The sequence below is a fragment of the Enterococcus sp. 7E2_DIV0204 genome, from assembly GCF_002140855.1.
Taxonomy (GTDB): domain Bacteria; phylum Bacillota; class Bacilli; order Lactobacillales; family Enterococcaceae; genus Enterococcus_L; species Enterococcus_L lemimoniae.
The window spans coordinates 2,727,510-2,752,773 of record NZ_NGKY01000001.1 but is presented as its reverse complement, the minus strand read 5'-3'; the positions used below and the strand labels follow the sequence as shown (position 1 = coordinate 2,752,773).

The 25,264-nt window shown below is 36.0% G+C and carries 20 protein-coding genes, 2 pseudogenes and 2 riboswitches; of the genes and pseudogenes, 3 read left to right on the top strand and 19 right to left on the bottom strand.

All coding sequences use genetic code 11. The features are described from left to right. Nucleotides 1-201: 201 nt before the first annotated feature. Nucleotides 202-599 (top strand): annotated as a pseudogene (locus tag A5819_RS12795) (VOC family protein). A 78-nt stretch (nucleotides 600-677) separates the two neighbouring features. On the opposite strand, the gene A5819_RS12790 reads toward A5819_RS12795, so the two are convergent. From A5819_RS12790 to thiT, 7 genes are all read right to left on the bottom strand, one after another. After that, complete coding sequence (locus A5819_RS12790; protein ID WP_086279148.1) at nucleotides 678-2,234, bottom strand: hypothetical protein; 1,557 nt, start codon at nucleotides 2,232-2,234, stop codon at nucleotides 678-680. Nucleotides 2,235-2,333: 99 nt separating this feature from the next. Then, entirely contained in the window at nucleotides 2,334-3,296 is a 963-nt protein-coding gene (locus A5819_RS12785) for an MFS transporter (protein ID WP_369596909.1), read from the bottom strand. Then, entirely contained in the window at nucleotides 3,194-3,622 is a 429-nt protein-coding gene (locus A5819_RS20120) for an MFS transporter (RefSeq protein ID WP_369596908.1), read from the bottom strand. Before A5819_RS20120 ends, A5819_RS12785 begins: the two co-directional genes overlap by 103 nt. 247 nt (nucleotides 3,623-3,869) lie before the next feature. Next, on the bottom strand, nucleotides 3,870-4,541 hold the full coding sequence (locus A5819_RS12780) for a hypothetical protein (protein WP_086279147.1): 672 nt from the start codon (nucleotides 4,539-4,541) through the stop codon (nucleotides 3,870-3,872). A 37-nt stretch (nucleotides 4,542-4,578) separates the two neighbouring features. Continuing rightward, complete coding sequence (locus A5819_RS12775; RefSeq protein ID WP_086279146.1) at nucleotides 4,579-5,505, bottom strand: hypothetical protein; 927 nt, start codon at nucleotides 5,503-5,505, stop codon at nucleotides 4,579-4,581. Further along, nucleotides 5,498-6,037, bottom strand: a complete 540-nt coding sequence (locus tag A5819_RS12770; protein WP_086279145.1) for a sigma-70 family RNA polymerase sigma factor — start codon at nucleotides 6,035-6,037, stop codon at nucleotides 5,498-5,500. Before A5819_RS12770 ends, A5819_RS12775 begins: the two co-directional genes overlap by 8 nt. A gap of 122 nt (nucleotides 6,038-6,159) precedes the next feature. After that, nucleotides 6,160-6,762, bottom strand: coding sequence for an energy-coupled thiamine transporter ThiT (gene thiT, locus A5819_RS12765; RefSeq protein WP_086279144.1), 603 nt, complete (start codon nucleotides 6,760-6,762; stop codon nucleotides 6,160-6,162). A 53-nt stretch (nucleotides 6,763-6,815) separates the two neighbouring features. Further along, a riboswitch (TPP riboswitch) is annotated at nucleotides 6,816-6,914 on the bottom strand. A gap of 150 nt (nucleotides 6,915-7,064) precedes the next feature. On the opposite strand from thiT, the gene A5819_RS12760 reads away from it, so the two are divergent. After that, entirely contained in the window at nucleotides 7,065-8,156 is a 1,092-nt protein-coding gene (locus A5819_RS12760; RefSeq protein ID WP_086279143.1) for a hypothetical protein, read from the top strand. Nucleotides 8,157-8,408: 252 nt separating this feature from the next. On the opposite strand, the pseudogene A5819_RS12755 reads toward A5819_RS12760, so the two are convergent. After that, a pseudogene (locus tag A5819_RS12755) lies at nucleotides 8,409-8,868 on the bottom strand (phage tail protein). A gap of 220 nt (nucleotides 8,869-9,088) precedes the next feature. Here A5819_RS12755 and nrdI point away from each other — a divergent pair. Beyond that, nucleotides 9,089-9,541, top strand: coding sequence for a class Ib ribonucleoside-diphosphate reductase assembly flavoprotein NrdI (gene nrdI / locus A5819_RS12750; protein WP_086279142.1), 453 nt, complete (start codon nucleotides 9,089-9,091; stop codon nucleotides 9,539-9,541). A gap of 236 nt (nucleotides 9,542-9,777) precedes the next feature. On the opposite strand, the gene A5819_RS12745 is transcribed toward nrdI, so the two are convergent. From A5819_RS12745 to A5819_RS12690, 11 genes are all read right to left on the bottom strand, one after another. After that, on the bottom strand, nucleotides 9,778-10,749 hold the full coding sequence (locus A5819_RS12745; RefSeq protein ID WP_086279141.1) for a diaminopimelate dehydrogenase: 972 nt from the start codon (nucleotides 10,747-10,749) through the stop codon (nucleotides 9,778-9,780). A gap of 94 nt (nucleotides 10,750-10,843) precedes the next feature. Then, nucleotides 10,844-12,424, bottom strand: a complete 1,581-nt coding sequence (locus A5819_RS12740; RefSeq protein ID WP_086279140.1) for a phosphatase PAP2/LCP family protein — start codon at nucleotides 12,422-12,424, stop codon at nucleotides 10,844-10,846. A 255-nt stretch (nucleotides 12,425-12,679) separates the two neighbouring features. Then, nucleotides 12,680-12,847, bottom strand: a riboswitch (M-box (ykoK) riboswitch). A gap of 270 nt (nucleotides 12,848-13,117) precedes the next feature. Further along, nucleotides 13,118-14,959, bottom strand: coding sequence for an ABC transporter ATP-binding protein (locus A5819_RS12730; RefSeq protein ID WP_086279139.1), 1,842 nt, complete (start codon nucleotides 14,957-14,959; stop codon nucleotides 13,118-13,120). A gap of 15 nt (nucleotides 14,960-14,974) precedes the next feature. Next, the gene (locus A5819_RS12725) at nucleotides 14,975-17,356 is read right to left on the bottom strand and encodes an ABC transporter ATP-binding protein (protein ID WP_086279138.1); all 2,382 of its coding nucleotides are present in this window, start codon (nucleotides 17,354-17,356) and stop codon (nucleotides 14,975-14,977) included. Next, nucleotides 17,356-17,802 (bottom strand): MarR family winged helix-turn-helix transcriptional regulator, encoded by a 447-nt coding sequence (locus tag A5819_RS12720; RefSeq protein ID WP_086279137.1) that lies wholly within the window; start codon nucleotides 17,800-17,802, stop codon nucleotides 17,356-17,358. The genes A5819_RS12725 and A5819_RS12720 overlap by 1 nt, the downstream gene beginning before the upstream one ends. Before the next feature lie 236 nt (nucleotides 17,803-18,038). Further along, a complete protein-coding gene (locus A5819_RS12715) occupies nucleotides 18,039-18,437 on the bottom strand; it encodes an Lrp/AsnC family transcriptional regulator (protein ID WP_086279136.1) in 399 nt (132 codons plus the stop codon). Nucleotides 18,438-18,867: 430 nt separating this feature from the next. After that, the gene (locus A5819_RS12710; protein WP_086279135.1) at nucleotides 18,868-19,860 is read right to left on the bottom strand and encodes an alpha/beta hydrolase; all 993 of its coding nucleotides are present in this window, start codon (nucleotides 19,858-19,860) and stop codon (nucleotides 18,868-18,870) included. A gap of 185 nt (nucleotides 19,861-20,045) precedes the next feature. Then, nucleotides 20,046-21,152 carry an SPASM domain-containing protein gene (locus A5819_RS12705; protein ID WP_086279134.1) on the bottom strand — a complete coding sequence of 369 codons (1,107 nt, stop codon included), beginning with the start codon at nucleotides 21,150-21,152 and terminating at the stop codon, nucleotides 20,046-20,048. A 29-nt stretch (nucleotides 21,153-21,181) separates the two neighbouring features. Beyond that, nucleotides 21,182-22,021, bottom strand: a complete 840-nt coding sequence (locus A5819_RS12700) for a formylglycine-generating enzyme family protein (protein ID WP_086279133.1) — start codon at nucleotides 22,019-22,021, stop codon at nucleotides 21,182-21,184. A gap of 100 nt (nucleotides 22,022-22,121) precedes the next feature. Beyond that, nucleotides 22,122-23,618, bottom strand: a complete 1,497-nt coding sequence (locus A5819_RS12695; protein WP_086279132.1) for a sulfatase — start codon at nucleotides 23,616-23,618, stop codon at nucleotides 22,122-22,124. A gap of 14 nt (nucleotides 23,619-23,632) precedes the next feature. Beyond that, nucleotides 23,633-25,051, bottom strand: coding sequence for a PTS transporter subunit EIIC (locus A5819_RS12690; RefSeq protein WP_086279131.1), 1,419 nt, complete (start codon nucleotides 25,049-25,051; stop codon nucleotides 23,633-23,635). Between the last annotated feature and the right edge of the window lie 213 nt (nucleotides 25,052-25,264).

Genomic DNA, 25,264 nt, shown 5'->3' with positions numbered 1-25,264 from the left:
TCTTATCATTCTATTTTATGCACAAAAAGTCAACTATTTTTAGATTAAAACGAAATATATTTTAGCATTTACACGTAAATAGGAAGAATGATTTGCAATTTAAATAACATTTTCAATTTGATTCTTTATTTTGACAAAAAAATAGCCACATGAGATGCTTTACTCGTATTAAACAACAAAAAGAGAGAAGGTTGGATTTTTATGGCAACAATGGTATTTGTAAATTTTCCAGTCACTGATGTGGTATGTTCTACAGAATTTATGAAAAATTAGGGTTTAAAAAGAATCAAGAATTTTCAAATGAACAAACAAGCTCCATGGTTTTGGATGATAACTTTTGGATCATGTTATTGGATCATTCGTTTTATAGTCAATTTATGAAAGGCAAAAAAATTGCAGACGCAAAAACAGAAAGTGGTGTTTTAGTCGCTTTCAGTATGGAAAGTGCAGATGCTGTCAAAAAATTTGCTGAAACTGCTAAAGCTAATGGTGGCGATTTTTATAAAGTAGATATGGGGATTCCGGAAGATATGATGTTTGGGTTAGAAGTACAAGATCCAGATGGAAACTCTTTGGAACCAACTTGGATGAAAATGTAGGAATAGAGAAAGAGCCTAAAGAAAAGAGAAATAGGTTAAAAAAACAAGCGGGCAATTACCCGCTTGTTTTTTACTGATTCAAAATTTATTTTTACTTTTCGGCCGTAAAATTGTTTTAACTTCTCTTTCAACAAAATCGAAACGAACTACAGTTGTCTGACGCTTCTTTCTATCTCTAATAGTCTCTTGGATGTTAATAATGGCCGCTCTCACTACTTCTTTCAACTTAGCTATGGAGGTAAGATCCGCTCTATAACCGATTCTTATACTAGACATAACTTCTGACAAATCTTCATCTGAGAAATCATTTTCAATAATGTCTTTATAAATTGGTTTTAATTTATAAACTTCTTCTAAATCTACTTTGAAAATAGCTGTTTTAAAGGAATTTAAACAAACGTTTTCAAGTTCATCAGACAAATCATCAAGTAACTGCTCATAACTAAGGTTTGCAATCATATTTTCAGCCAAGTAGTCTCCGTTTTCGTGTTTAGCTTCTATCACTGATTTGGCTTCTTCATACATACTCATTTTGTATTGTGGTAATAATGGCCATTTTGATTCCAGAATCTCATCCTCAATGGACTTCTCAGAAATAGCCTTACTTAAACTACTAAGAAGATTTTCAGCATATGCTGCTGACACTTTTTGAGCATCTATCATCATTGTGTTAAACATCAGAAATGTATATTCTTCATCTGAGAAATAGTTAGTAAAAAAATAATCCCCAATTTTTCGATTCATCAATGATTTTTTCAATAGACTTTTTTGGTGATCGGTTATTGCTCTATATTGATTGATCTTTTTAGGCAAATAATGATAAAGGCAATAATATTTTAACGCTCTAATTGCTTCGTTTCTGTTAGTGTAATCGTGGTAAAATTTCCGATTATTTTGTAACCAATGATCTAAATCCTTTTGATCGAATAGCCCATCTTTTAGTATCTTATCTGGAAGAATATTATGCGTGTAAAAGTCCTGTTTAACACGACTATTCTGGTAGCGGTAATAAAAAGTATAAACAAGGAAGACGATAACAAGAATAGATGTAAACAATAATAAATAACGTATCTTGCTATACTCTTGTTGTTTAACATATTCTTCTCTTAATTTATCACTTTCTTTAGCAATAGTTGCTAGACCTTTTCCAAAATATGCCTGTTCGACCTCTTGATAAACAATATCAGATACTTCTATGATTGCTTCATTATAGTTATCAGACTTAACTAGGTTTAGCAATCGTGCTTTTAATTCAAGGTTTTTATTTAACGGATCAAATATAGATGTGAGCTTTTCTCCATGCGCAAACCTTATTTCATTTTGCGCCAAAACAAAGACGACAACTATGTTCACTGGTCCTTCTCTAGTCTTAAAATCAAAATTTCTAAATTTATTTTCTATATGCAAATCTATCCGATTGCCCTTTGGTTCCACATCTTGTGTGATCGCCACACCATACTCAGGCTCTTCCTCTAAAATTGAAAACTTTTCTTTATTCAACGTAGAAACATAATCCTTGGTTTCTTGATTGACTTTTCCCGTTTGGTCTTCAATATATGGCTGTGCGTAGCTACTTTGTGAAAAAAATATACCTGCAAAACAAATTAAAAACAACGAATACCCCATTTTTTTCATTTTAACTTTTTCCTTTTTCTAATAATTGTACCACAGTCTATTTGAACTAAAAATAAAGAAAGACAAACAATTCATTCGTCTGTCTCTCCAGCTATTTTGCTAACCTTCTACATGCCTCACTTCTTTATCCTCTTCTACTTTCGCTTTCGCTAATCGTTTCTGTAATTCTTTATCATAATTACGTGATACTGGTATCATAAAATTGATCACACCACACACCAACGTACCGATACCTGCGATCACAAACATTTTCTCTACCCCAATTCTATCTGCTAATAGTCCTACAAAAATTAGCCCAACTGGTCCTGTGATGCTCATCAAGGAATTTAGCACTCCTAACACATTTGGATCATAACTTTGTTGACTCATCGCCATCAATAAAGTAATGAAATATGGCGTTGCAAAGCCTGCAATCGAATTTAACAAAACAAAATAGATAAATCCCTTACTTGTAGCAGGTAACAATCCACTTAATCCAATTGAAGCACCAATCACTGCATAAGCCCAAAATATCAGCGTCATTCGATTTTTCCATTTCCCAAGGATTCCGATCTCAGCCCCACCAATCAGCATTCCTACAAAATAAACCACTTCGACCAATCCAGCTTGCCCAACCGATTCATTAAAATAATTCATCGTCATCAATGGATATAAGCTTGCAGCTGGCATGAATAGTAACATGAAAATCGATCCAACGATCATAATATACCATAAGCCTTTATTTTCAAATAATTTTTTAAAGCCAAACTTAGTATCTGCCAAAAGATGGATGGCCTCCCCTTTCAAGGTAACTTTGGGAATGGTAAAAAAAATCAATAAACCTACACCAAAGACAGCTCCAAGTACATCTAATAAAATCAAAAAATTCATTGGAACAATAGAATACAGCACTGCACCTAATGCTGGAGCAATAATAAAATTTGCTGATTGAACCATGCTAAATTGTCCATTGACTTTTGTTAGCTCATCTTCAGGTACCATTGTTGGTATATGGATTGAATCGTTGGCATTTGAAAAGTTTGTGCAACAGAACGAACCAATAATGAGACGAACACTAACCATAAAGGAAAATCTGCTGAAATCGTTCCAACGATCGATAAAATCAAAGCAAAGATTGCGACAATAATATCTGTCACCATCAACAACACTTTTTTATTCCAACGATCAATCAATGGTCCGGCAAATGGACTTAATAGAACCATTGGCAACATGCCCAGCAGCAAAGCAAAACTTAAGACGGTTGCTGAACCCGTTGTTTTAGTCAAATACCAAATTATTGAGTATTGGACGGTCATACTTGTAATTCCTGATAAAAATTGCCCTGTTAGGAATAAATAGAAGTTCTTTTTCCAATGAATCATGTCAGATGTAGTAGAATGCTCAGACATATGTTCACTCCTCGAATGATGATTTATTTTCTGGTATTCTCTTTTTTATGTACATCATTTAATGGGTTCCTTGATTTACAACTTCATCTACATTGATTCTACTTTAGGGATTCTTTTCCTACAACTAATTAATCCAGCTAAAAAGGATATAAAAGTGTCTTGGACATAACTCTGCGAGTCATATCCAAGACACTTAGAATACAAATATACGGCAGCCAAATACAGAATTTCTTAACTAATTGTTAAGCTACTTCTTTTCCACAAATTCATTTTTTTCAATAAATTCCACTGGTTGATAAATAGTTTGCTGTTCTTTCTTATGATCGTATTCATCAAATGGCGTAAAGACGATTTTATCGTCAACCCAATACACTTTACACGTTGAGCTTAGCGTTTTACCATGCATTTTGACCTCTTCTCGAAATTCATTACCCGTCATTGTGTAACCAATAATGCTTAGATCTTCGCCTGGTGGTAATTCTTTCCCAGTTTCCTTATCTAAACTGTTTAATGCCTTACCTGACTTTTTATCGAAGGTGATGATTTTCCGTTTTTGTTCTGTAAAAATATGCACTGATTCAAATTCTTTATTTTGAAAGAATTCTTCATCCATTCCCTGATCTAAGACAACCCAACTATATTTCATCAATTCTTCTTTTGTTACTTCCTCACCATGTTCTACCTTAATCGGTCTAACGATGCTATTTTCTTTAACGTTATGGACTTGTATCGTTTGTTTCGCTTCTTTGGGTAATTCATTTGGTTTATCGGATGTTTTAGTCATTTTTGCTCCGTATGACTCATCCGCTTGAACTTCTTGCGTTAGTTTGACCATTTCACATGCGAGAAAACCTATTGCTGTACAACCAATCAAGACTGCAAGTGCATTTCCCCAACGAATAACTCTTTCATTTTTCATTTTTTCATCCTTTCAACTATATGATCTAAAATAAATCCTATTCTTTATTTGGCTTAAGGAGCGTAACGATTTCCTCATTGTATTCTTCTCTGTCTTCTGATTTTGGAAGTGTACTTGAGGCTGGCCATAAAACAATATTCTCTCCATCCCAATACATATCACTGCCAATTGTATAACCACCATAGTTCACCAGTATTTGATTATCCTTTACTTCATAAGTAGTTGTCATCCATCTTTCTTCACCATCAATTTTTTCTTTTCTAAGAAATCCGTCAAACGTAACCGTACTATTTAAGCCATGATTTCCTTTTATAATTGATGTCCATGAAGCATATTTAGTGAAATCTGGTTCAACAGCTGGCTGAAGTTTTTTGATACTTTCTTCAGTATAGGGAAAAATTTCTTCGTTATGTGGCTCTAAAATGAGACGTTCTATTTCAGCTGAATTTGGTTCTAATACTAAATTTGCACCATCTCTTTTCACTTGATATGAATAGGTATCAGCAACGATCTCCCCCTGATCATTGATGACTTTGTCAAATATAATTAACTGATCTTCCTTAAATGTATATTCAGGCTCCATTCGCGTGAAATACTGGACAATCATCCGAATCTTACTTTCACTAAAACTGTAATACTTCTCTTCGTTCTTGATTTTCCAATATTTTACGGATTGTAAAATAGTCGCTGGTATTTCATTTGTATTTTCCGATGTAGAAGAAGTAGAAATGGAAGCACTTGGTTTAGTTATTTCATTATTCTTTGGCCACATTAATGCTCCTACAAAAACTAAACAGACAATGATGATACCTGATAGAATCAGCTCCCCCCATTTATATTTCAGTTTACTGAACTTCGTTTTCCTTTGGTTTGAATGTGTCTCTAAAACCGTGAGTGCGTCTTCATATGGTACTTTTATTTGCTTCATCGCTTTTTCTAAAATTTTCTTCTCGTTATCAGACATAATAATCCTCCCCTAGTGTTTGTCTAAGTGCTTCACGTCCTCGTTTTAAATTTGTTTTGACTGAACCTTGCGGCATCGCTAAAACTTCGCTGATTTCTTTGACTGACAAATCCTGATAGTAAAATAACTGCAAAACCAATCGATATTTATCATCTAAGCTAATTACCGCCTCTAATATATCAATACTTTGGTTCTTATTGAACGATGGATTTTTTGGCTCCGTATACGCAGGATTGTTCTGTAATTCTCGGATTTTAACCTTTTGATCAATCACTTTACTTGCCAGTCTTGCCATAATCGTACAAAACCAAGTTAGAAAATAGCTAGGTTCTTTTAAAGTATGAATCGATTTTATCGACTGAATCGTTGCTTCTTGCATAATATCTAATGCATCTTCTTTGTTACCAATATAGATGTACGCCATTTTGTATAAATAGTCATAGTGCTTCTGTAATAATTTGCCTAATGCTTGGATATCTCCTTTGATCGCTTTTTTGACCAATAAACGTTCTGAATAACTAAACTTCCCCATTTCCTCACCTCTTCACCCTAATAGTGTAAAAAAATTGTATTTAGGTTTCAATAAAAATAAAAAAGAGCTAAAACTTTCTAAGTTTTAGCCCAGATACTAGAATTACATTAAATGATACCCATTTATTCAATTTCTTTATGATGATGACGGATCCCTGTTATCATTGTAGGGGTAAATAGCTTGGGATTGATTCTTAAGAGCAATAGCAGCACAACTGATGTTACAATTGCAGTTGCTACCCCACTTAACCCATTCATTACAAACGAAAACAACCATGGATTCATTCCCCAGAGTGCAAAGCTCCCCCAGAAAATCACGCCTGCAATAAAGTGCCAAATATAACGCATAAGTGTGCCAAAAAATGAAGCATAGATAATGATGCGGCTACTCTTCTTATATTCTTCATTTCGAATTGCTTGTTGCAGTTTATCACTATAAACGCCTGCGAACCCTGCAAAACCAAAAGCTAAAATATACTCAATAATCACTTGGGCTGGCATTAAATAATAGACTTGTGCTAAAGGAAAGTGTAACAATCCCCAAATAAATGCTGAAAAGAAGCCAGCTTTGGTTCCTCTCCGTAAAGCATAAAGCGTGATAGGGATCATCCCTAATGATATTGAAAAACTACTACCAATATTCGTTGGAATAAAGGACAACACCATTGCAATAGCTGCCACGATCGTTCCTTCGATCCAAACTCGTAACTCTGATGTTCTTTGCATAAAAAAATCCTCCCTCTAGAACGACCGATTCACAAAGGAGGAGTAAAAGTTGCTATTTACTCCATCACAATTCCTACGCTCGTACTAACGAACAGGTTCGAAGGGTTTAGAGTTATTACTCATTCTCAGCCATGGCTCCCCTTTGTGATGGGTTCTATTTAATTTTTAGTGGTCATCATTTTCTGACAACACTAAAAGAGTAACATGTTGTTCAAAAAAAGTAAAGAAGCAACTTTAATAAAAAAGGGTGAGCTTTCTCTATATCAATACGGTAAAATAGAATTAAACTAAGGAGGTCTCGTATGAAAAAAAAGGTAAAAAAAGTTGGTTCTATTTTGATTTCATTAGGGTTAGGAGGCATAGGTGGCTATTTTGGGGGATATCTAATTGCAAAAAATAATCTTGATTTATCTGTTTTAGACATACTTATTTTTCTCTTTGCGCTGATTCTTTCTTATATCCTTCATATCATTATCCACGAAGCAGGTCATGGCATTTTTGGGAAATTAACTGGTTATAAAATGGTGAGTTACCGAATTTTCTCTTTTATGTGGGTTTGGCAAACGAATGGTGGAGTTGCGTTTAGACGCTTCAACGTTCCCGGTACCCTTGGACAATGCTTGATGGCACCTCCAACCTATGAAAAGGAGAAGTTTCCTTTTCACCTATATTTATTAGGTGGTGTTTTAGCAAACGTGATCGCTTCTGGTATCGTTTGGATTTTATTTGGATTTCACTCGCTGATTGCTGTGGCATTTATCGTTACTGGGCTGTTAACAGCTCTTACAAATGCTGTTCCAATGGGATTTAATGATGGTATGAGCTTAAAAACAGCTACCTCTAGTGAAGAACAGCAATATTTATTATACTTGCAATTTGAAGTGAATTCTCTTTTAAATCAAGGCTTTAGTTACATTGAACTACCAAAGGCCTATTTTGAATTAGTTCCAGCTATCCCGAAGCAAACGTATTCTAATGACTACCAACAATTTTTAAAAATTGCTCGATTTTCAGAAGAACTGGATTGGAAAAGCTTAAATAAAGAGATGGAATCTTTATGGCTTCGACTAGATGAGTTAATTTCTATCTATCAAATTGAAGCGAAAAAAGAAATAATCTTTTCATTGGCGATTAATAATCCAGAAGATCAACGCCTTCCTCAATTATGGTCTGATAAAAAAGTCCAACTAAGCTTGAAACAACCTTTGATGGGGAATAAGCGTATCGAAGCTACCTATTACTATTTTGTAGAAAATGATGTTAAAACAGCTTTAGATTGCTTAAAAAAAGGGAAATCTTTCGTTAATAAAGCACCAAATCTTGGGGATGCCAAAGCCGAGCTGACGTTAAATGATTGGCTTTACACGGAAATTTTAGCTAATAATAATAAATAATTTGATCAAAAAAAGTGATTAGAGGCTAGGACAGGAGTCGATTCTCTTTTTGTTAAACACACTGATCCCGAATAAACGGTGGAGCAGAAGCAATCCCTTCGGAAATAAGCCGAAATTCACAAAAATTTGAAGAGCAATTTTCGTGAATTCCTTCTTATTTCTCGGGATTAAACGCTTCTGCCCCAACCTCTAATCACTTTTTTTATTAAGAGCACATCCAAACTTGCCCTTTATTTAGATGCCAAAGAACGATTAATATTCTCCTTTGATTACAAAGAATGAGCCACGAATCGTACCAGCTAATTTTGATTTTTGACGAGCAAATTTGAATTTCCCTTCAAACTCAGCTGGAATGTTCATACCATCCGATAATTTAAAGCCAACTGCACGTTTCCCACCATTTTCAAGGGTATACATCACGTTGACTGCTAAGCCATTTTCATAAAAAACATAAGCCATCTTGATGCCGTCCACTTCAAAGCTAGAAACCTCTAATGGTTTATACGGAAATTTCATCTCACGTTCTGATAAAATCCTCTCGACCCAAGCTAAGGTTTTAGGATCATCACTTGCGGAGACAGTTACAAATTCATGTTTGTATTTATTCCAATAATAGCGAGCTTCATTCGCACGTAATCCGGCCAGTGCAACGGCCACTGGATATTTCAAGACCAACGGTTGATACCTCTTTAAAATTTACTTTATAAGTCATTTGGGCTCCTCTTTTCTTTTTGTATAGTCCTACTATAGGGGATGAAGGAATTAGTGACAAACAATAAAGATTAAATGATATTCTTCACAAAAATGTGGAAATTTACTTTCCATTCACTATGATTAGGGTGTAAAATGATAACCAAGACCTTAATAAATACAATTCATCTACTATAACTCTAGATAATCTAATACGGTTCTTATTTTAAGGAGGTTTAAAAATGAACATTTTTTATATTTCAATTTCGGGTAACACTCGTTCATTTGTCCAGCGTTTAGCGATCTATGCTGCTGATAAATATAATACACAGATCAACATCAAAGAAATCCATGAAAATTCAGTTTTTAAAGACGAACATGCTCCTTTTTTCACTTTTGTCCCAACTTATTTAGACGGCGGTAACGGGGTCGATAATGGTGACACAGAAATACTGACTGAAACAATGCGGGAGTATTTAGAGTATCATGGTAACTATCGGTATTGCCTTGGTGTTGTTGGTAGTGGAAATAAAAATTTTAATCATCAATACTGTTTGACAGCAAAACAATACGCTCAAAAATTCGGTTTTCCTTTTTTAGCAGACTATGAATTACGTGGAACGCAAGAAGATTTAGAGCGTGTTTATACTGTAATGGCCGAAACCATTAAAAATCCACCAGTCTCTGATTTATAAGATTGGCGGATTTTTTATTTATTATTGAAACTGCCATTTTATTTGATTTTAACCACTTACTTCACCAAGATCGATATAATCTAAAATGCCACCACAAAAAAGAGCAGCATTGTCGTTGTTATGTTTGTAATCGATCTTTTACTTTGATTTAGGTTTCCCCATCCAATCTTCACGTTAAGCAAGTGCAAAAAAGAGAATGTTCTGATCAACATTCTCTTTAAATTCACTGTAAAAAATTACAATAACTCTTTTCTTAATTCTTCATCTGTTCGATCAGACAAATATTTAGGGGCAATATCTAAAACAGTATAGGCCCCAAATTGTTTTTCTTTTGCTAACCGAACACAAGCTCTAGCATATGCAACTAAGACACTTGCTGTAAATTCTGGATTGCTTTCCAGTTGTAAGTTATATTCAATGACTTGCTTCGTATTCTTATGAGTCGTTCCAGTATGCAAAACAGTCCCTCCATGAGGCATTGCCTTATGATTTTGGTCCAATTCTGCTTGGGTAACAAAATGAACTTCTGTGTCATACTCAACAAAGTAATTCGGCATTGAAACAATTTCTTCTCGAATTTTTTCTGGATCAATCTCATCCGCTAATACCACGAAACATTCTCTGAAGTGTTTATCCCGAGTGGTTAAAGTTAATTGTTCCCCCGCTTTAAGTTTCTCGATCACTTCACTATTGGGAATTGTATATTGCACGGCGTCTGTTACGCCTTCAATCCGTCTTAATGCATCAGAATGCCCTTGGCTAACGCCTTTTCCCCAAAAAGTATTCGTCTCTCCCACTGGTAAAATACTTTGTGCGTATAACCGATTTAAACTAAATAAGCCTGGATCCCACCCCGTTGAAATAATTGACGTCGTCTGATTTTCTTTTGCTACGCGATCTACTTTAGCAAAGTGTTCTGGAATCTTCGCGTGCGTGTCAAAACTATCGATCGTATTAAATAAATGCGTCCATTCTGGTGTTTGTACTGGTAAATCAGTTGCTGAACCACCACATAGAATACAAACATCGATCTCCTCTTTTTTCTCCTTGAGTTGATCCATAGTGAAGGCTTGTGCACCTTCTGTTTGAACCGTCTCTGGCGCTCTTCTTGTATAAACACCTACTAGTTCCATATCTTTCTGTTGTTTTAGTGATCGTTCAACCCCACGTCCCAGGTTCCCGTACCCGATAATCGCTACTTTGATCATACTTACATTCCTCCACTTCTATAAATCAGATTATACCAAAGGAGAAAATAGTCTGACAATCGGAAGTTTAGAAATAGAATTTAACCTACTATCTTTATGGTAAATTCAATTGTTGTTTTAATTCTGTTGTCACTTTCTCTTTTTCTTCATCTGAAATACTTTGATAAGAGATACCTTCTTCACCTGTATAACCATCTCCAGTAAAACCTTCGCCCTGCATCTGATAACTTTCAATGTTGTTTAAGGCTTTCTGATAATTTTTCATCAATAAAATCATTTGATCGAGTGTCATATCCGTTTGTCCGTTTTCGCCAATGACATCTAATAATTCTTGGTATCGAAGAACACTCTTCATTGAAGTTAATTCTTTCGTCAGCTGAATCGTGACCTCTCGCTGTCTTTTTTGTCTGCCGTAATCACCTAACGGATCTTCATAGCGCATTCTTGCGTATTGTAATGTTTCCCAACCGCCTAAATGCTGCTCCCCTTTTGGATAATGAATTCCTTCTGCATCAAACTCAAAATCATTATTGACCGTAACACCGCCAACAGCATCACTCAACGCAGCTAAACCATCCATATTGATCACAAAATAATGATTGATTGGGATATCTAAGTAATGCTCAACAGTCTCGATCATCATTTCATCCCCGCCAAATGAATGAGCATGATTGATTTTGTCATACACACCCTCTTTTCCAATTATTTCTACATAAGCATCTCTGGGAATACTCGTAATGGTTGTTTTCTTCAATTGATTATTAACCGTGACAACCATTATCGTATTTGCCCGAAAATCAGTTTTACGCTTTGAATCATTCGCTATTCCTAAAAGTAAAAAGCTCACTGGCTCACTCTTGTCCAACTCTACAGATTTATTTTCTCGATTTAATGGTTGATAGATCTTATCAGCTGTTTTTTGAACATTATTAAAAACCGTAGCACCATAAACCGAAGCACCTGCAACAACAAGTAAAAGTAATGTTAAAGAACTTAAAACTGTTTTTTGGATAAAGCGTTTTTTGGAGTCCGGCGTTGCAAATGTTCTATTCAGAAAAAATCGTTGAAGACAAACATACGAAAGATTTACCCAAGCAAAGCTCAAAAGAAAACCACCAATCACATCACTTGGATAATGCACTCTTAGGTAGATCCGTCCTAAACCAATCAAAAGAACATAGATAATTAGGATTTTTTTTAATCTGTTATAATTTAGGGTTTGCTCAGAGTAAATGGTTTTGACACTCAAAATAAGCGAACAAGCCAAACACATTGCTAAAAGTGAATGTCCACTAGGAAAGCTATAGGACGTTTTTTCCACTAATTGTGCAACATCAGGTCTCGTCCGTGCAACTAAATGTTTCAGCACAAACCCTAATACACTAACGACTAAAACATTACTACTCATCCAGACTGCCAACAATTTATGCTTATTTCGCCACAACCCAAATGAAACCAGTAAACTTATAATAAAAACTGGAATGATCGTAGCAGTTCTGGCAATCAACGCCACATTATTCGTGATAAAACCATTAGGCTTCCAATCAAATCGGTAGATTGCTGAATCTAAATCGCTAAACCACTGAACATTACTGACAATTAAAAAAGTTAGCGCTGTAAACAGTATGATACTTAAAACAGCTGGAGTAAATTTCTTTTCTTTCAACGTATTCATGTAATAAATCCCTTCATTTTCATATTCAAGCTGGTCGTTGGCTCACAGTTTTCCTTTGATTCTTAGAGCAAAGAAAAAACCACTAAACTCACGCTCCTAAGTAAAATAGCAGCGAAACATCTAGCGGTCATTTCCGTCAAACTACACTCCTAAAATACACAGGCAGGTACTACGACGGTAAAAATGAAGTAAACAGGCAAGCCATCTACTCAACTAAAAAAAGCCAAACATTTTTTTCCTAGACGTTTGACTTTTAATCAATCTCATCGTCTGAGTTTTAGCACTATACAACGTAAAGAAGATCTCTTAGCTATTTTATGAAAAGCCTTAATTCGACAATTCCTGTTTTACACATTGGCGTCTTTCGACGTTTCTGCGCAATAGCCTGTGTTTGTATAGGAGCCTCACCTAACAAGGTTATTTTTCTATTTATTTTTCTAAATAATAACGCTAGCATAAATCTTTTTCAAGTTGTTTTATGACTCTTTAACTTTTCTTAATTTAAAGTCAATTATTTTAAACTGACAAACAGTTATCATCTTTCTTCAACTACAAGAGATAACTATCGTTAGACTTTAACTATTTAAACACTTCCAGCAACGAAAAAAAGCTAGAAAAGACTAACTACGCCTTTTCTAACTTTTTTATAAGATAATCGAATTTCGCTTAACTTAAATGACTAAACTGCGTTGCTTACTCATCCAACTCTTCAAATTGTGAGTTGTAAAGTGAGGCATAATAGCCACCTTCAGCGAGTAATTCTTCATGTGTTCCTTGTTCTTTAATATCTCCATCTTGCATGTAAAGAATCTTATCTGCATCTTTGATGGTTGATAAACGGTGAGCGATAACGAATGACGTACGACCTGCCATTAAGTTATTCATTGCTCCTTGGATCAATCCTTCCGTTCTTGTATCAACAGATGAGGTTGCTTCATCAAGGATCAAAATTGGTTTATCTGCTAAAATTGCACGAGCAATTGTTAATAGTTGTTTTTGACCTTGCGAAATATTGGAAGATTCTTCATTTAATTCCATGTTGTAGCCGCCAGGCAAGGTTTGAATAAAGTGATGTACGTGAGCCGCTTTTGCTGCTTCGTAAACTTCTTCGTCTGTTGCATCTAAACGACCATAACGAAGGTTTTCCATAATGGTTCCTTTAAATAACCATGTATCCTGTAAAACCATTCCGATATTTTTACGTAAATCTGCACGATTAAAGTCTTTGATATTGTGTCCGTCGATTTTAATCGCGCCGGACGTTACATCATAAAAACGCATCAATAGTTTGACCATCGTCGTTTTACCGGCTCCCGTTGGTCCAACAATCGCCACCGTTTGGCCTGGATCAACATGTGAACTGAAATCATTGATAATGATTTTATCTGGTGTGTAACCAAAACGTACGTGTTCAAAATCAACCATACCTTTGGCTTTATCGATTTTAACTGGATTTGGTACAGTTTGTGCTTCTTCATCTTCTTCAAGAAATTCAAAGACGCGTTCTGCAGCCGCAGCCATTGATTGCAGCAAGTTAGATACTTGTGCTAATTGTGCAATTGGTTGTGTCAAGTTACGTACATATTGGATAAAGGCTTGAATATCCCCTACTGTGATCGTACCATTGTAGGCTAAAATCCCACCGAAAATCGCAACAGCAACATAGCCTAGATTTCCAACAAAGTTCATGATTGGCTGCATCAAACCAGAAAGAAATTGAGACTTCCAAGCTGATTTGAATAAAACATCATTTTGCGTTTTAAATTCTTTTAAAGAATTTTCTTCATCATTGAATAGACGAACGATATTGTAACCACCAATTGTTTCTTCCACTTTACCGTTAATTACACCAAGGTATTCTTGTTGTGTTTTAAAATATTTTTGTGAATTTTTTACAACGATCATAATCAAAATCATTGAAATAGGTACGATCAAAATAGCGATACCTGTCATTTGTACCGAGATCGATAACATCATGACAATAACCCCAATGATCGTGAATACGGAAGTGATCAGTTGTGTGATCGATTGGTTTAGTGATTGGCCTAAGGTATCTACGTCATTGGTGATTCGTGACAATACTTCACCGGTTGTCCGACTTTCAAAATAATTCATTGGCATGCGATTGATTTTTTCTGAAATTTCTTTCCGCATCCGATACGTGATTTTTTGCGAAATCGTTGACATGATCCAGCCTTGGATGATCCCAAAAGCAGATGCCACCAAGTACAGTCCTAGCATGAATAGTAAAATCCCGCCGATTTTATTAAAATCGATCCCACCAGTTCCTTGATATTTTTTGATCAAGCCATCAAATAATTCTGTAATAGCACTAGATAAGATTTTTGGTCCCCAAATGTTGAAGACGGTTGAAGCAATCGCAAAGATCATTACAAAGAAAACAGGTATTTTATAAGCACCAATATAGGAGATTAATTTTTTTAGTGTTCCTTTAAAATCTTTGGCTTTCTCTACTGGAGCGCCTTGCCCAGGTCCGCGTCCGCCACGAGGGCGATTTTGTGTTTGTTCTGCCATTATTTTCGCTCCTCCCTACTCAGCTTCTTCTATGCCTAATTCAGCATTGCTCAATTGTGACTGAGCAATTTCTTGATAGACAGTGGATGATTTCATTAACTCGTCGTGCGTTCCATGATCGACTACACGTCCTTCATTTAATACAATGATGTTATCCGCATGAAGGATCGTTGAGATTTTTTGAGCGACGATGATTTGAGTTGCACCTTTGATATTTTCAGATAAAGCTTTACGTAATGCCACATCAGTCTTATTATCCAGTGCTGAAAATGAATCATCGAAGATCAAGATTTTAGGATTTTTCGCTAAGGCACGAGCAATGGACAAACGTTGTTTTTGTCCGCCGGAAACATTGGTTCCACCTTGAGAAATTTCTCGTTCATACCCCTTTTCATTAGAATCGATAAATTCTTCTGCTTGGGCAATTTCAGCTGCTTTTCTCATACGTTCATCAGTTATATCTGCATCGCCAAATTTAATATTTGAGGCAATATCCCCTGAGAATAGAACACCTTTTTGCGGGACAAATCCAATGATTTCATGTAATTTGTGTAAGCTCATTTCACGTACATCGATCCCATCGATCGTGATTCTACCACCTGTTACATCAAACAGTCGAGGAATCAAGTTAACGATTGTTGATTTACCTGAACCGGTTGAGCCGATCAAAGCGGTCGTTTGACCTGGTTTGGCTGTGAAATTGATATGGTGTAAGACATCTTCATCAGCATCCCCATAACGGAATTCAACTGCTTCAAATTTCACTTCACCTTTAAAGTCATGATCATCTTTTGGATGTTCTGGGTCTTTGATCGTTGGTTCTGTTTCAAGCACTTCTTCAACTCGACCTGCTGCGACATTGGCACGAGGTAAAATAATTGAAACCATTGATAACATCATAAAGGCCATTACAATTTGCATTGTGTATGTGATGAAGGCCATCATATCACCGACTTGCAATTGCCCGTTGTTCATATTATGTCCACCGACCCAAACGATCAAAACAGAAATACCATTCATCAATAACATCATTACTGGCATCATAATCGACATTGCTCGGTTAACAAATAATTGTGTTTTCATTAAATCAGTATTGGCACGATCAAAGCGTTTTTCTTCAAATTTTTCACGAGAAAAAGCTCGAATAACTGGCAAACCTGTGATGATTTCACGAGAAACCAAGTTCACTCTATCCACTAGGTTTTGTAAAGCTTTAAACTTAGGCATCGTTGTTAATAGTAGGCTTAAGACTAAAACCAAAACAGCCGCTACAGCAACGCCTACGATCCAGCCCATACCTGTTCCTGTTTGGTAAACATTATAGATCCCGCCAATACCTAAGATCGGCGCATATAACACAATACGCATGATCATAACGATCCCCATTTGCATTTGTTGGATATCATTAGTATTACGTGTGATCAACGAAGCAGGTGAGAATTTTTCCATTTCGGTATTTGAAAATTGTAACGTACGTTCATACTGTCCAACGCGTAGATTTCGACCAACCGATGCTGCTACTAATGAAGCAATCAATCCGACAATGATTGCAGCTACGGCTGAAACAAGTGTTAACAGAACCATTTTGGTTCCTGTTTTAACCATATAATCTGTTTGAATTTGCTGGGTATTCATGTCCAGTGCTTTATATTCAGCCAGTGTTAATTGAATCCCTACCGTTTTCATTGAATCTTCGCCAAGATCCCCTAAGCTTTTCTTCGTCTCTTTACGAGCTGATTCGACTCTTTCCGGCATAGCGTCAGTCGTTGTTTGAATTGAGGCAGCTAAGGCTTTGGCTTCAGCACCTTTGGCTTGTGCTTGAGCAGCCAGATCCTGCGCTTTTTGCCCTTGTTCCATTGCTGTCGCCGCATCTGTTGCAGAGGCAGCTGCACTTCCAGCCGCTTGGGCTTGCTCCCCTAAAGTCGTAGCCTCTTCTCCAAGTTGTTTGGCTTTTGTAGCATCTTCTCCAACTTTTTTATAGTCTTCGATAATTGCTTTGGCTTCACTTCCACTTGATGAATCTTTTGATTGAGAAGACGCTAGCATCATCATTGGCAGATTAAAAATATCTGCTAGTTTTGCTTCTGTCATCCCGTCTTGAAGATTTAACTTATACACTTCAACTTCTTTACCATCGATTTTTTCAGTTGTTAGTTTATAGTTGTCTTCAATTGTTTTTTTCTCATCATCTGTCATGAACATTTCGATTCCCTGAAGAGTTGTTTTCCTGATTTTTTCAGGTGTGGAGTATTCAAGCCCTCCTTGTTGAATACCGACATCGACGATACCCGATGTTAATTTTGGTAAGCTTAAATCACTATTTGCCTGTACAACTAAAAGCACAAGAACTGCGATGACCGCATACCAGTATTTGCCAAGATATTTAAAAATCTTCACTATTGGTCACCTTCCTCTTTCTGGGAAATTTGTTGAGAGTAGTCCACGAATTTCGCAGTTAGCTCGATAAAGACTTTTGTATCAGCTTCTCCCATTAGTTTAAAAATCTGCACGATTTTATCACGCATTTCTTTCTTTTGCAGCTTAGCAACTTTCTTGCCGCACTCGGTCAAGGTAACATGAATGCGTCGACGGTCGTCTGGATCCATCTTACGTTCGATTTGTCCCTTTTTTTCTAAACTCCCTAAAACAACAGCAATCCGAGCGCTGGACAAGTTCAATGACTCAGCTAGATGTTTGGGACTAGTTGGTTCGCCGTAACGTGCGAGAAATTTGATGACAATACTTTCACCTTGATTACTCTTTTCTAGTCTGCTAAATGCGCTATGTCGATTTTGAACCATTAGACGCATCAGCTCTTGTTCCGCTTCTTCTGCGTATGACATGTGACTCCTCCTTTTTTCAAAATAATTACTTCTACCATTAATAGCTAACAGCGTTAGTAACTAATGCTGTTTGATATTAACGCAAATAGCTTTCGATGTCAATAGTCTTGGTTCAAAAAAAATAATGAATACGGTTTTATTGCTAAATCTTAAAAAAGTGTTCTGAAAATGAAACCACGACTTAAGTTTTCGCAAAAAAATATAGTTTAGTAATGTCAAAGAGTAACATTACTAAACTATATTTTTTTGCGACTTCCCACGACTGAATCTACGCTACAACGAGCCCATTTGGATATTTTTTCAATAAATACTTTTAATCGAGGTTGGTTAAAATACGCTACTACTAGATAACAAGCGTGACCACTCACTTTGTAAAACTCATCAATCTCTTTAAATTCATTGATGACTCTCTCAATAGTAGCAAATTGATTCGTCTCCATAAAGATACGGATAAATTGTTTCTCATCCTGTTTGATTGTAATCGTATAGTTCTCGATAATGCCTTGGTCTTTCAAATAGGCGATTCGTTGTCCTACTGCTTGTCCTGTTAAATGAATTTTTTCTCCAATTTTTTTATTTGATAGTTTTGAATTTTCATTTAGTAAATATAAAATCTGTTGATCTAATTCATCCATCTAATTTTTCCTTTCAACTTGAAAATAATTTTGCACGTATTCTTTCACCAGGTTATGTCACTAAGTTCTTAGACTGATTACAATAAATTTAGCAAATAAAAACGAGGTGCTAAAAAATGAAGACTAATTACCAGAACACTCCTGAACAACATAAACAAGTAGCATTTATCATTCAGCATCTTTTAGACTAATTAATTGATGACAATAAACGATCTTTGCGGGACATACTTACTCGGTTTCAAGCGAAACTTTTGTCTACCCCAGTCGAACCTCAGCTTCTAAACCGAATGGTACTTGAAATTACTGGTTGTCTGATTACTTATAACATACTTTTGTCATGGGAAGAATCACGTTTATTTAAAAATCTTTTTAAACTGATTTGACCTATATGCCTTCTTCTTTGCAATAGTTTTTTAGCTCAACGCTACTGCTATTTAGAATGATAATTCTCTAAAAACCAAATTGTTTTTTCGACAGCTTGACTTGAAGCCTTTGTTTCCATGTTTAATTGATAGCCATGTCCAACTGTTTCTTGACCATCAAAAAATAACGAAGCAACTGGTACCTCTGCTTTTTTCAACTCACCAACATATTGCTTGGCTTGTTTTGTAAATGTTTTAGTATTCCTATCCGTAATGAATATGGGTGGGAAATCTTTACTGATCAGCTTTCTAAGATCAAGTAACTGACCTAATCTGTGATCCTCTTTCCAATTCTTTTCTCCTGTCAGTCCCCAACCCATTTTACTTAGTAGATAATTCGTTGCTAGATTCCCTTGGTATGTTTGAAATTCGGATAGATCGAATACTGCACTATATAGTAATAAACTATTGATTTTAAGGTTTTCTACAGGTTGAATTGCGATTTGTTTAGCATACTCTTTATTATGATAGGCTGACAATAATTGTAATGCTAAGAATCCACCTGCTGATGATCCAGATAGGTTGATTTGTGTTGGATCAAACTGATACTTTTCAGCATTTTTGGTTACAAATGTTAGGGCTTGATTGACTTGCCTTACTTGATCAAAAATAGTTGCATTAGGCACTAGATGATAGTTAATGCTGATAAAAGCATAGTTACCATTAGTTACAGTTGGTCCGAAGTACTTAGCCATCTTTTTATCTCCTTTAAAAAAGCCACCCCCATGAACAAAAACGATCACTGGTATTTTTGAGTTCATTTTTTTAGGAAGATAGAGATCTAAAGTACTTTCAGGATATTCCTTTGAGTATGAAAGGTCATTAATCGTTTTTACACGATCTTCAATTTGTTGATAATCATTCGGTTTGGTAAGCTTAGCTTCGATTGGCAAGCCTTGGATCAACTTAAATAATGGCTTAGGAGTAAAATATAAAGTACCTAGGCAAATAATAATAATAGCGAAGATACTACCGAGTATTACTAATACAAACTTTTTCATTTCTAACCTCCATAATAATCATAGCTAAATTATACCTGTTAATTAGCATCACAACAATCATTGGCCTGTTGTTTTAATGAACATTTTTTTGCTCCGAAACTATTTTAATTAAAAAGACTTTCTAAATAATCATTTAAGTATGAATGTCTTCTAAAAATAAACGAACCGATACAAACTCGCCATACTTAAACAGGATGATTATGACAAAAATGAATAAGTTCTTGACCATGTTGACTCAAAAAAGTTTGGAAGCCACAATAAGTCTCTTTTTTATCAAGATACATTGAATGTTTCATTCGTTTACATCCACCCATACACATTGAGCGAAAAGGACAGTCTTGGCACTTTTGCGGAAACTGTTTTGGTTCAAATAAAAAATGCTTCATTACGTAACTTTTATACAATTCTATCAACGAGTATTCCGTGATATTGCCCATCAAGTATTGATCTAAAACGTAAAAATCACAGGGATAGACATTTCCATTAGACTCTATCACGTATTGTGGCTGACATTGTCCGATCAAGCCACAAGCTGTCACTCGTTGTGCTTTAAATAAATGGACTAAATCATCAAGTAACTTAATGCTACGATAATTACCCGTTGCATATTCTTTTATCCATAAATCCCAGAGTACGTGGTAGAAGTGATAAAAGCGTTGTGGGGTTAACGCATAAACGGACTTTGCACCGTTTAAATCGCCTAAACAAGGAATGAATTGGATATATTGAATTTTTTCTTGTTTCATAAATTGATACATTTTTTGTGGATGACGAGCCAGCTCATTTGTCAATACACATAATACATTATACTGAACCTGATATTTTTCAAATAGCTGCTTTGTTTTGATCACCCGGTGAAAGGTTCCTTTACTTTTAGGATCAATACGATTTCGATCATGAATCGACTGATAGCCGTCGATAGACAGTCCAACTAAGAAATGATGCTCATAAAAAAAACGACACCACTTTTCATTGATTAAAAGACCATTGGTTTGAATCGCATATTGAATCGTTACTTTTTTCGTATTTTTTTCCGTAATATAAGTAACAAAAGACTGAAAATAGGTGAAACCAGCCAGAGTTGGTTCTCCGCCTTGAAACGTAATTGTTAATTGGTCTTGATTAGTTAAATCCAATAGTAAATGATCAATCATTTTTCTCATGATTTCAGGCGTCATCTTCCCATAAGAGTTAACCGCTCGACTGTCGGCTACATCTGCATAGAAACAGTACTTACAGCGAATATTACACAAGGCAGAAGCAGGTTTGATCATAACAGCTATTTTTCGCATTGTCTTTGCTCCTTTCAGTCGGCTTTATCTCAGCAATCTTTGGCACAGCGAAATCCCATATTGCTTGTTGTATTTTCTCGATAAGATCCATTTCTGGAAAACACTCGATATCGTTTACAATAACTTTGGTGACATAAAAATGAGCCTCCTCGAATGGCGAACTCATCTTTGATTGGTCCAGTTTTAGACTGCTTAGTTGCTAATTCTGACAATGGAATTTTACTTGGATTCGCACACCATTCCCAGATATTGCCGATCATTTGATATATTCCGTATTGATTTACTTCAAAAGATTTGACAGGTGCCGTCCCAAGAAAACCATCTTCTTGCGTATTTTCAAACGGAAAATTTCCTTGCCAAATATTGCAATGATGTTGATTTCCTTTTAGCAGCTCCTCTCCCCACGGATACAGCGCATCTTGTTTATTTCTAGCAACATATTCCCATTCGACTTCTGTTGGTAATCGTTTATTTGCCCACTTACAATATGCACTAGCATCATCATAAGAGACATGAACAACAGGATGATCCATTCTTTCTTTAATATCACTTGTCGGTCCTTCTGGATGCTTCCAAGACGCTCCAGGTACGGTCAACCACCAAAACATTTTTCCGACGCTTTGGTAATCTTTTCTGTTTACCTCTGGAATCAGTAGATGAAAAACACTTGAGTTTCCAAATCGTTCGGCATCAGTCTGATATCCCGTTTCGTTAATAAAAGTTTGAAAGCATTTATTTGTCACACTTGTTTCATCCATATCGAAACAAGCGACTGTCATTAGCTGTACCGGCGTTTCAGCATCTTCAAAAAAACCATTTTCTAAGCTCGTATTGCCCATGATAAAGCTACCGCTTGGAATCCGTTTCATTCTTATTTCCTCCAAATTCTAAGAGCTTGGGACAGAAGCGTTCATTCGGGATCAGCGTGTTTAATAAAAAGAGAACCGACTTTTGTCCCAAATTCTTTTTTTAAATAGTGTCCTCGTAGCCTAATCTAATAAATTCTTCTAGCGGTGCATCGACATCTTTCATTTTTTGAACTAATTTTTGATCTAATTGTTTTTGCAGTTCTTGATCTTTTATCGGCGAATCTTGCTCTGGATCTGTTTGATGATCAAAAATCAATGAGCCGATTTCGTAAGAATTGCTAAACGAAGTGTTCAAGGGAACTTTTAAGCAGGGGAAACCATTAGTGAACGAATCCCCTTCATACAACGCTAGATTTTTTAATGAATTTTCTGGATAAAAACCTCTAATCACTGTTGGCATCAATGTATAATTGACTAAAGGCTGGTTTTCTTTATTTGCGGAGGCTTTCATATAGGTATATCGTCCATCAAACAAATTAACATGTCCACCATTTGTGCCGAATAAAATACTTTGATGGGGAATCTTTTGCTGATTGATGAGACCGAATAATGAGCGACCATCCATATTTTCAAAGGCTTCAATTCCAAAATATTCTGCTAAGGTGGGCGGTAAATCAATCGTTTGACATAATCCATCAACTCTTTGACCATTTAATTCATGATGAGGTACATGCATAAAAAATGGGATGTGAACAATTTCTTCATACATAGGTGCAACATTTTTACCTAACCAGTTATGCTCCCCTAATAAGAAACCATGATCTGTGTTAACGATCAGTAACGTATCCTCCCACATTTCTTGCTCATCCATAAAATCTAAAACACGCCCTAAATGATAATCACACATACTGATTAACGCGGCATATTCTTTCTGCATTTCAGCAATATCCCCTTGATATTGAGCCTTATCTTCAGCTGATAAATGCTGGTAGACTGGCCAATACAGAATATCTTGTGTTTCTGTCAGGCGATAAAGATCTCGATATTTTTCTGGCACGAAAAATGGTTCATGAGGATCAAAACACTCTAGTTGTAAAAACCAGTCATCCTTCTCGTGATTTTTCTGTAAAAAATCTAACCCTCGATCGATCACTTGAACGCTAGACATATCAGATTCCTGCTTTATTTGGCTACGATTGGCAAGATGTTGAATTCTTGAAATAGAATCTGCTGGTTTATTCAATGGTTGGGTATTATGATCTGCCCAATCACCCAATCTGGGAATCCAACGATCTCCTTCTTGACCTCGAAATCCTTCCCAAGATGAATAACGATTATGATACGTAGCGCCGCCATCTTCGAAATAATGAGAATGATCTGTAATTAGATGGGTATAGATATTTTCCTGATTTAATTTTTCAAAAACAGAATAATCAAACGCTTCTAATGGTCCCCAACAGCGATGTAAAAAATTATACTTTCCTGTATGCAATTCCCTTCTTGCTGGCATACAGGGCATACTTCCGCCATAAAAATTGTCAAACGTTATACATTTTTCTCTAAGTCGATCGAAATTAGGCGCCTGAACCCAATTATTTCCATAGTTTGGTAAATAGGCTTTAGATAATGTATCAAACATAAGCATAATAGCTTTCATTTCTATCAACTCCTTTAGTTAGTCTGACGTTCTTTCCAAAAAACAAAAGTTAAAATAAATGCTACGATGAAGGCTGCAATAATCCCAATCAGACTCCCATAAAAGCCCATATCTAAACCATTTTCTGAAATACGATTTGGCAAAGCAAAAATCCCCATTCCACCTTGAGTATAGGTTTTAGATCCAGCAAATCCCATGATCGTCCCCCCCACTGCTCCAGCAATCAAAGTACAATAAAATGGTATTTTTCTAGGTAGCGTAATACCGTAGATCGCGGGTTCTGAGATACCGAAAATACCCGTAATAAAACACGGAGCACACAATGACTTTACCTTCTTATCCTTGGTTTTTAGCATAACTCCCAATACTGCTCCCATCGTGGCGAATGGTACAGCAAACATTAACGCCATAACAGGATCATAACCAAACGATTGAATGTTCAATAACCCGATTGGAATAAAACCCCAATGCAAGCCAAACATTACTAAAACTTGCCACAAACCACCAATGACCGCACCTGCTAAAGGTGGACTTACATTATAGATCCAAAGAACTGCTGAACTCAGTAACGAACTAGCCCAAGTTGCAATTGGTCCAATCATGATAAAGGTCAACGGAATCACAATGATCAACGTGAAAAATGGCACAAAAAACATTTTAACCACATCGGGACACACTTTTTGTAGCCATCTTTCTAACTTCGCCGCACAAAATGTCGCCAAAATGATTGGAATGACTGATTGGCCATAACTCATCATAAGTACTGGGATACCTAGAAACTTAAAATAGACTGGCGCTTCAAATAGTGTTCCTTGAAACATAACAGAAGGTGCTGGAGTTCCAATCAAATTGGCTAAATTTGGATACAATAAAGCAGAGCCAATCACAATCCCTATAAGTGGGTTCAAATTGAATTTTTTTGCAGACGTATAACCTAAAGCTACTGGAAAAAAATAAAATAATGCATCGCCTACGGCCCATAATATTTGATAAGTCCCTGAGTCTGGTGTAACAACACCTGTTACGAGTAAAATGGCAACAAGTCCTTTGATCATTCCAGAAGCTGCTAAAATTCCCAAAATAGGAGTAAATACACTAGAAATAATATCAATCAACCGATTAAATAAACTTTCCTGCCCTTGATCATCCGCTTCTGTTTCTGTAACCAAGTGCGGATCCGCTTGCATTAGAGCTAACTCTGATAAAACATACTCATAAACCTGACTGACATGAGTACCAATAACAACCTGATACTGTCCCCCACTTTGCATGACCGTCACCACACCATCCAACTGATTAATCGCTTCAGTATCAGCTTTCTCTTCATCTTTCAATTTAAAACGCAACCGAGTTGCACAATGCGTGACACTTTTAACATTTTCCTTTTGACCAATAAGTTCAACAATCGTTTTAGCTAATGGTTCATAACTCATTTTGATTCCCTCCCAATCTAAAAGCTAAAAGACTAGCTCTTGAAGCTAGACAATTCTAAATGCTAAAAGAGCTCGTTTAGTCTTGACAGGAAAATAGGAAAAATTTTTGAGGTGCTCTTTACCTCACTTATTTTTTATCTTTTTCCCGAAAGACTAGCTCTTGAAGCTAGACAACTCTAAATGCTCATAAAATTTAAACCCCTCCATTGGAAA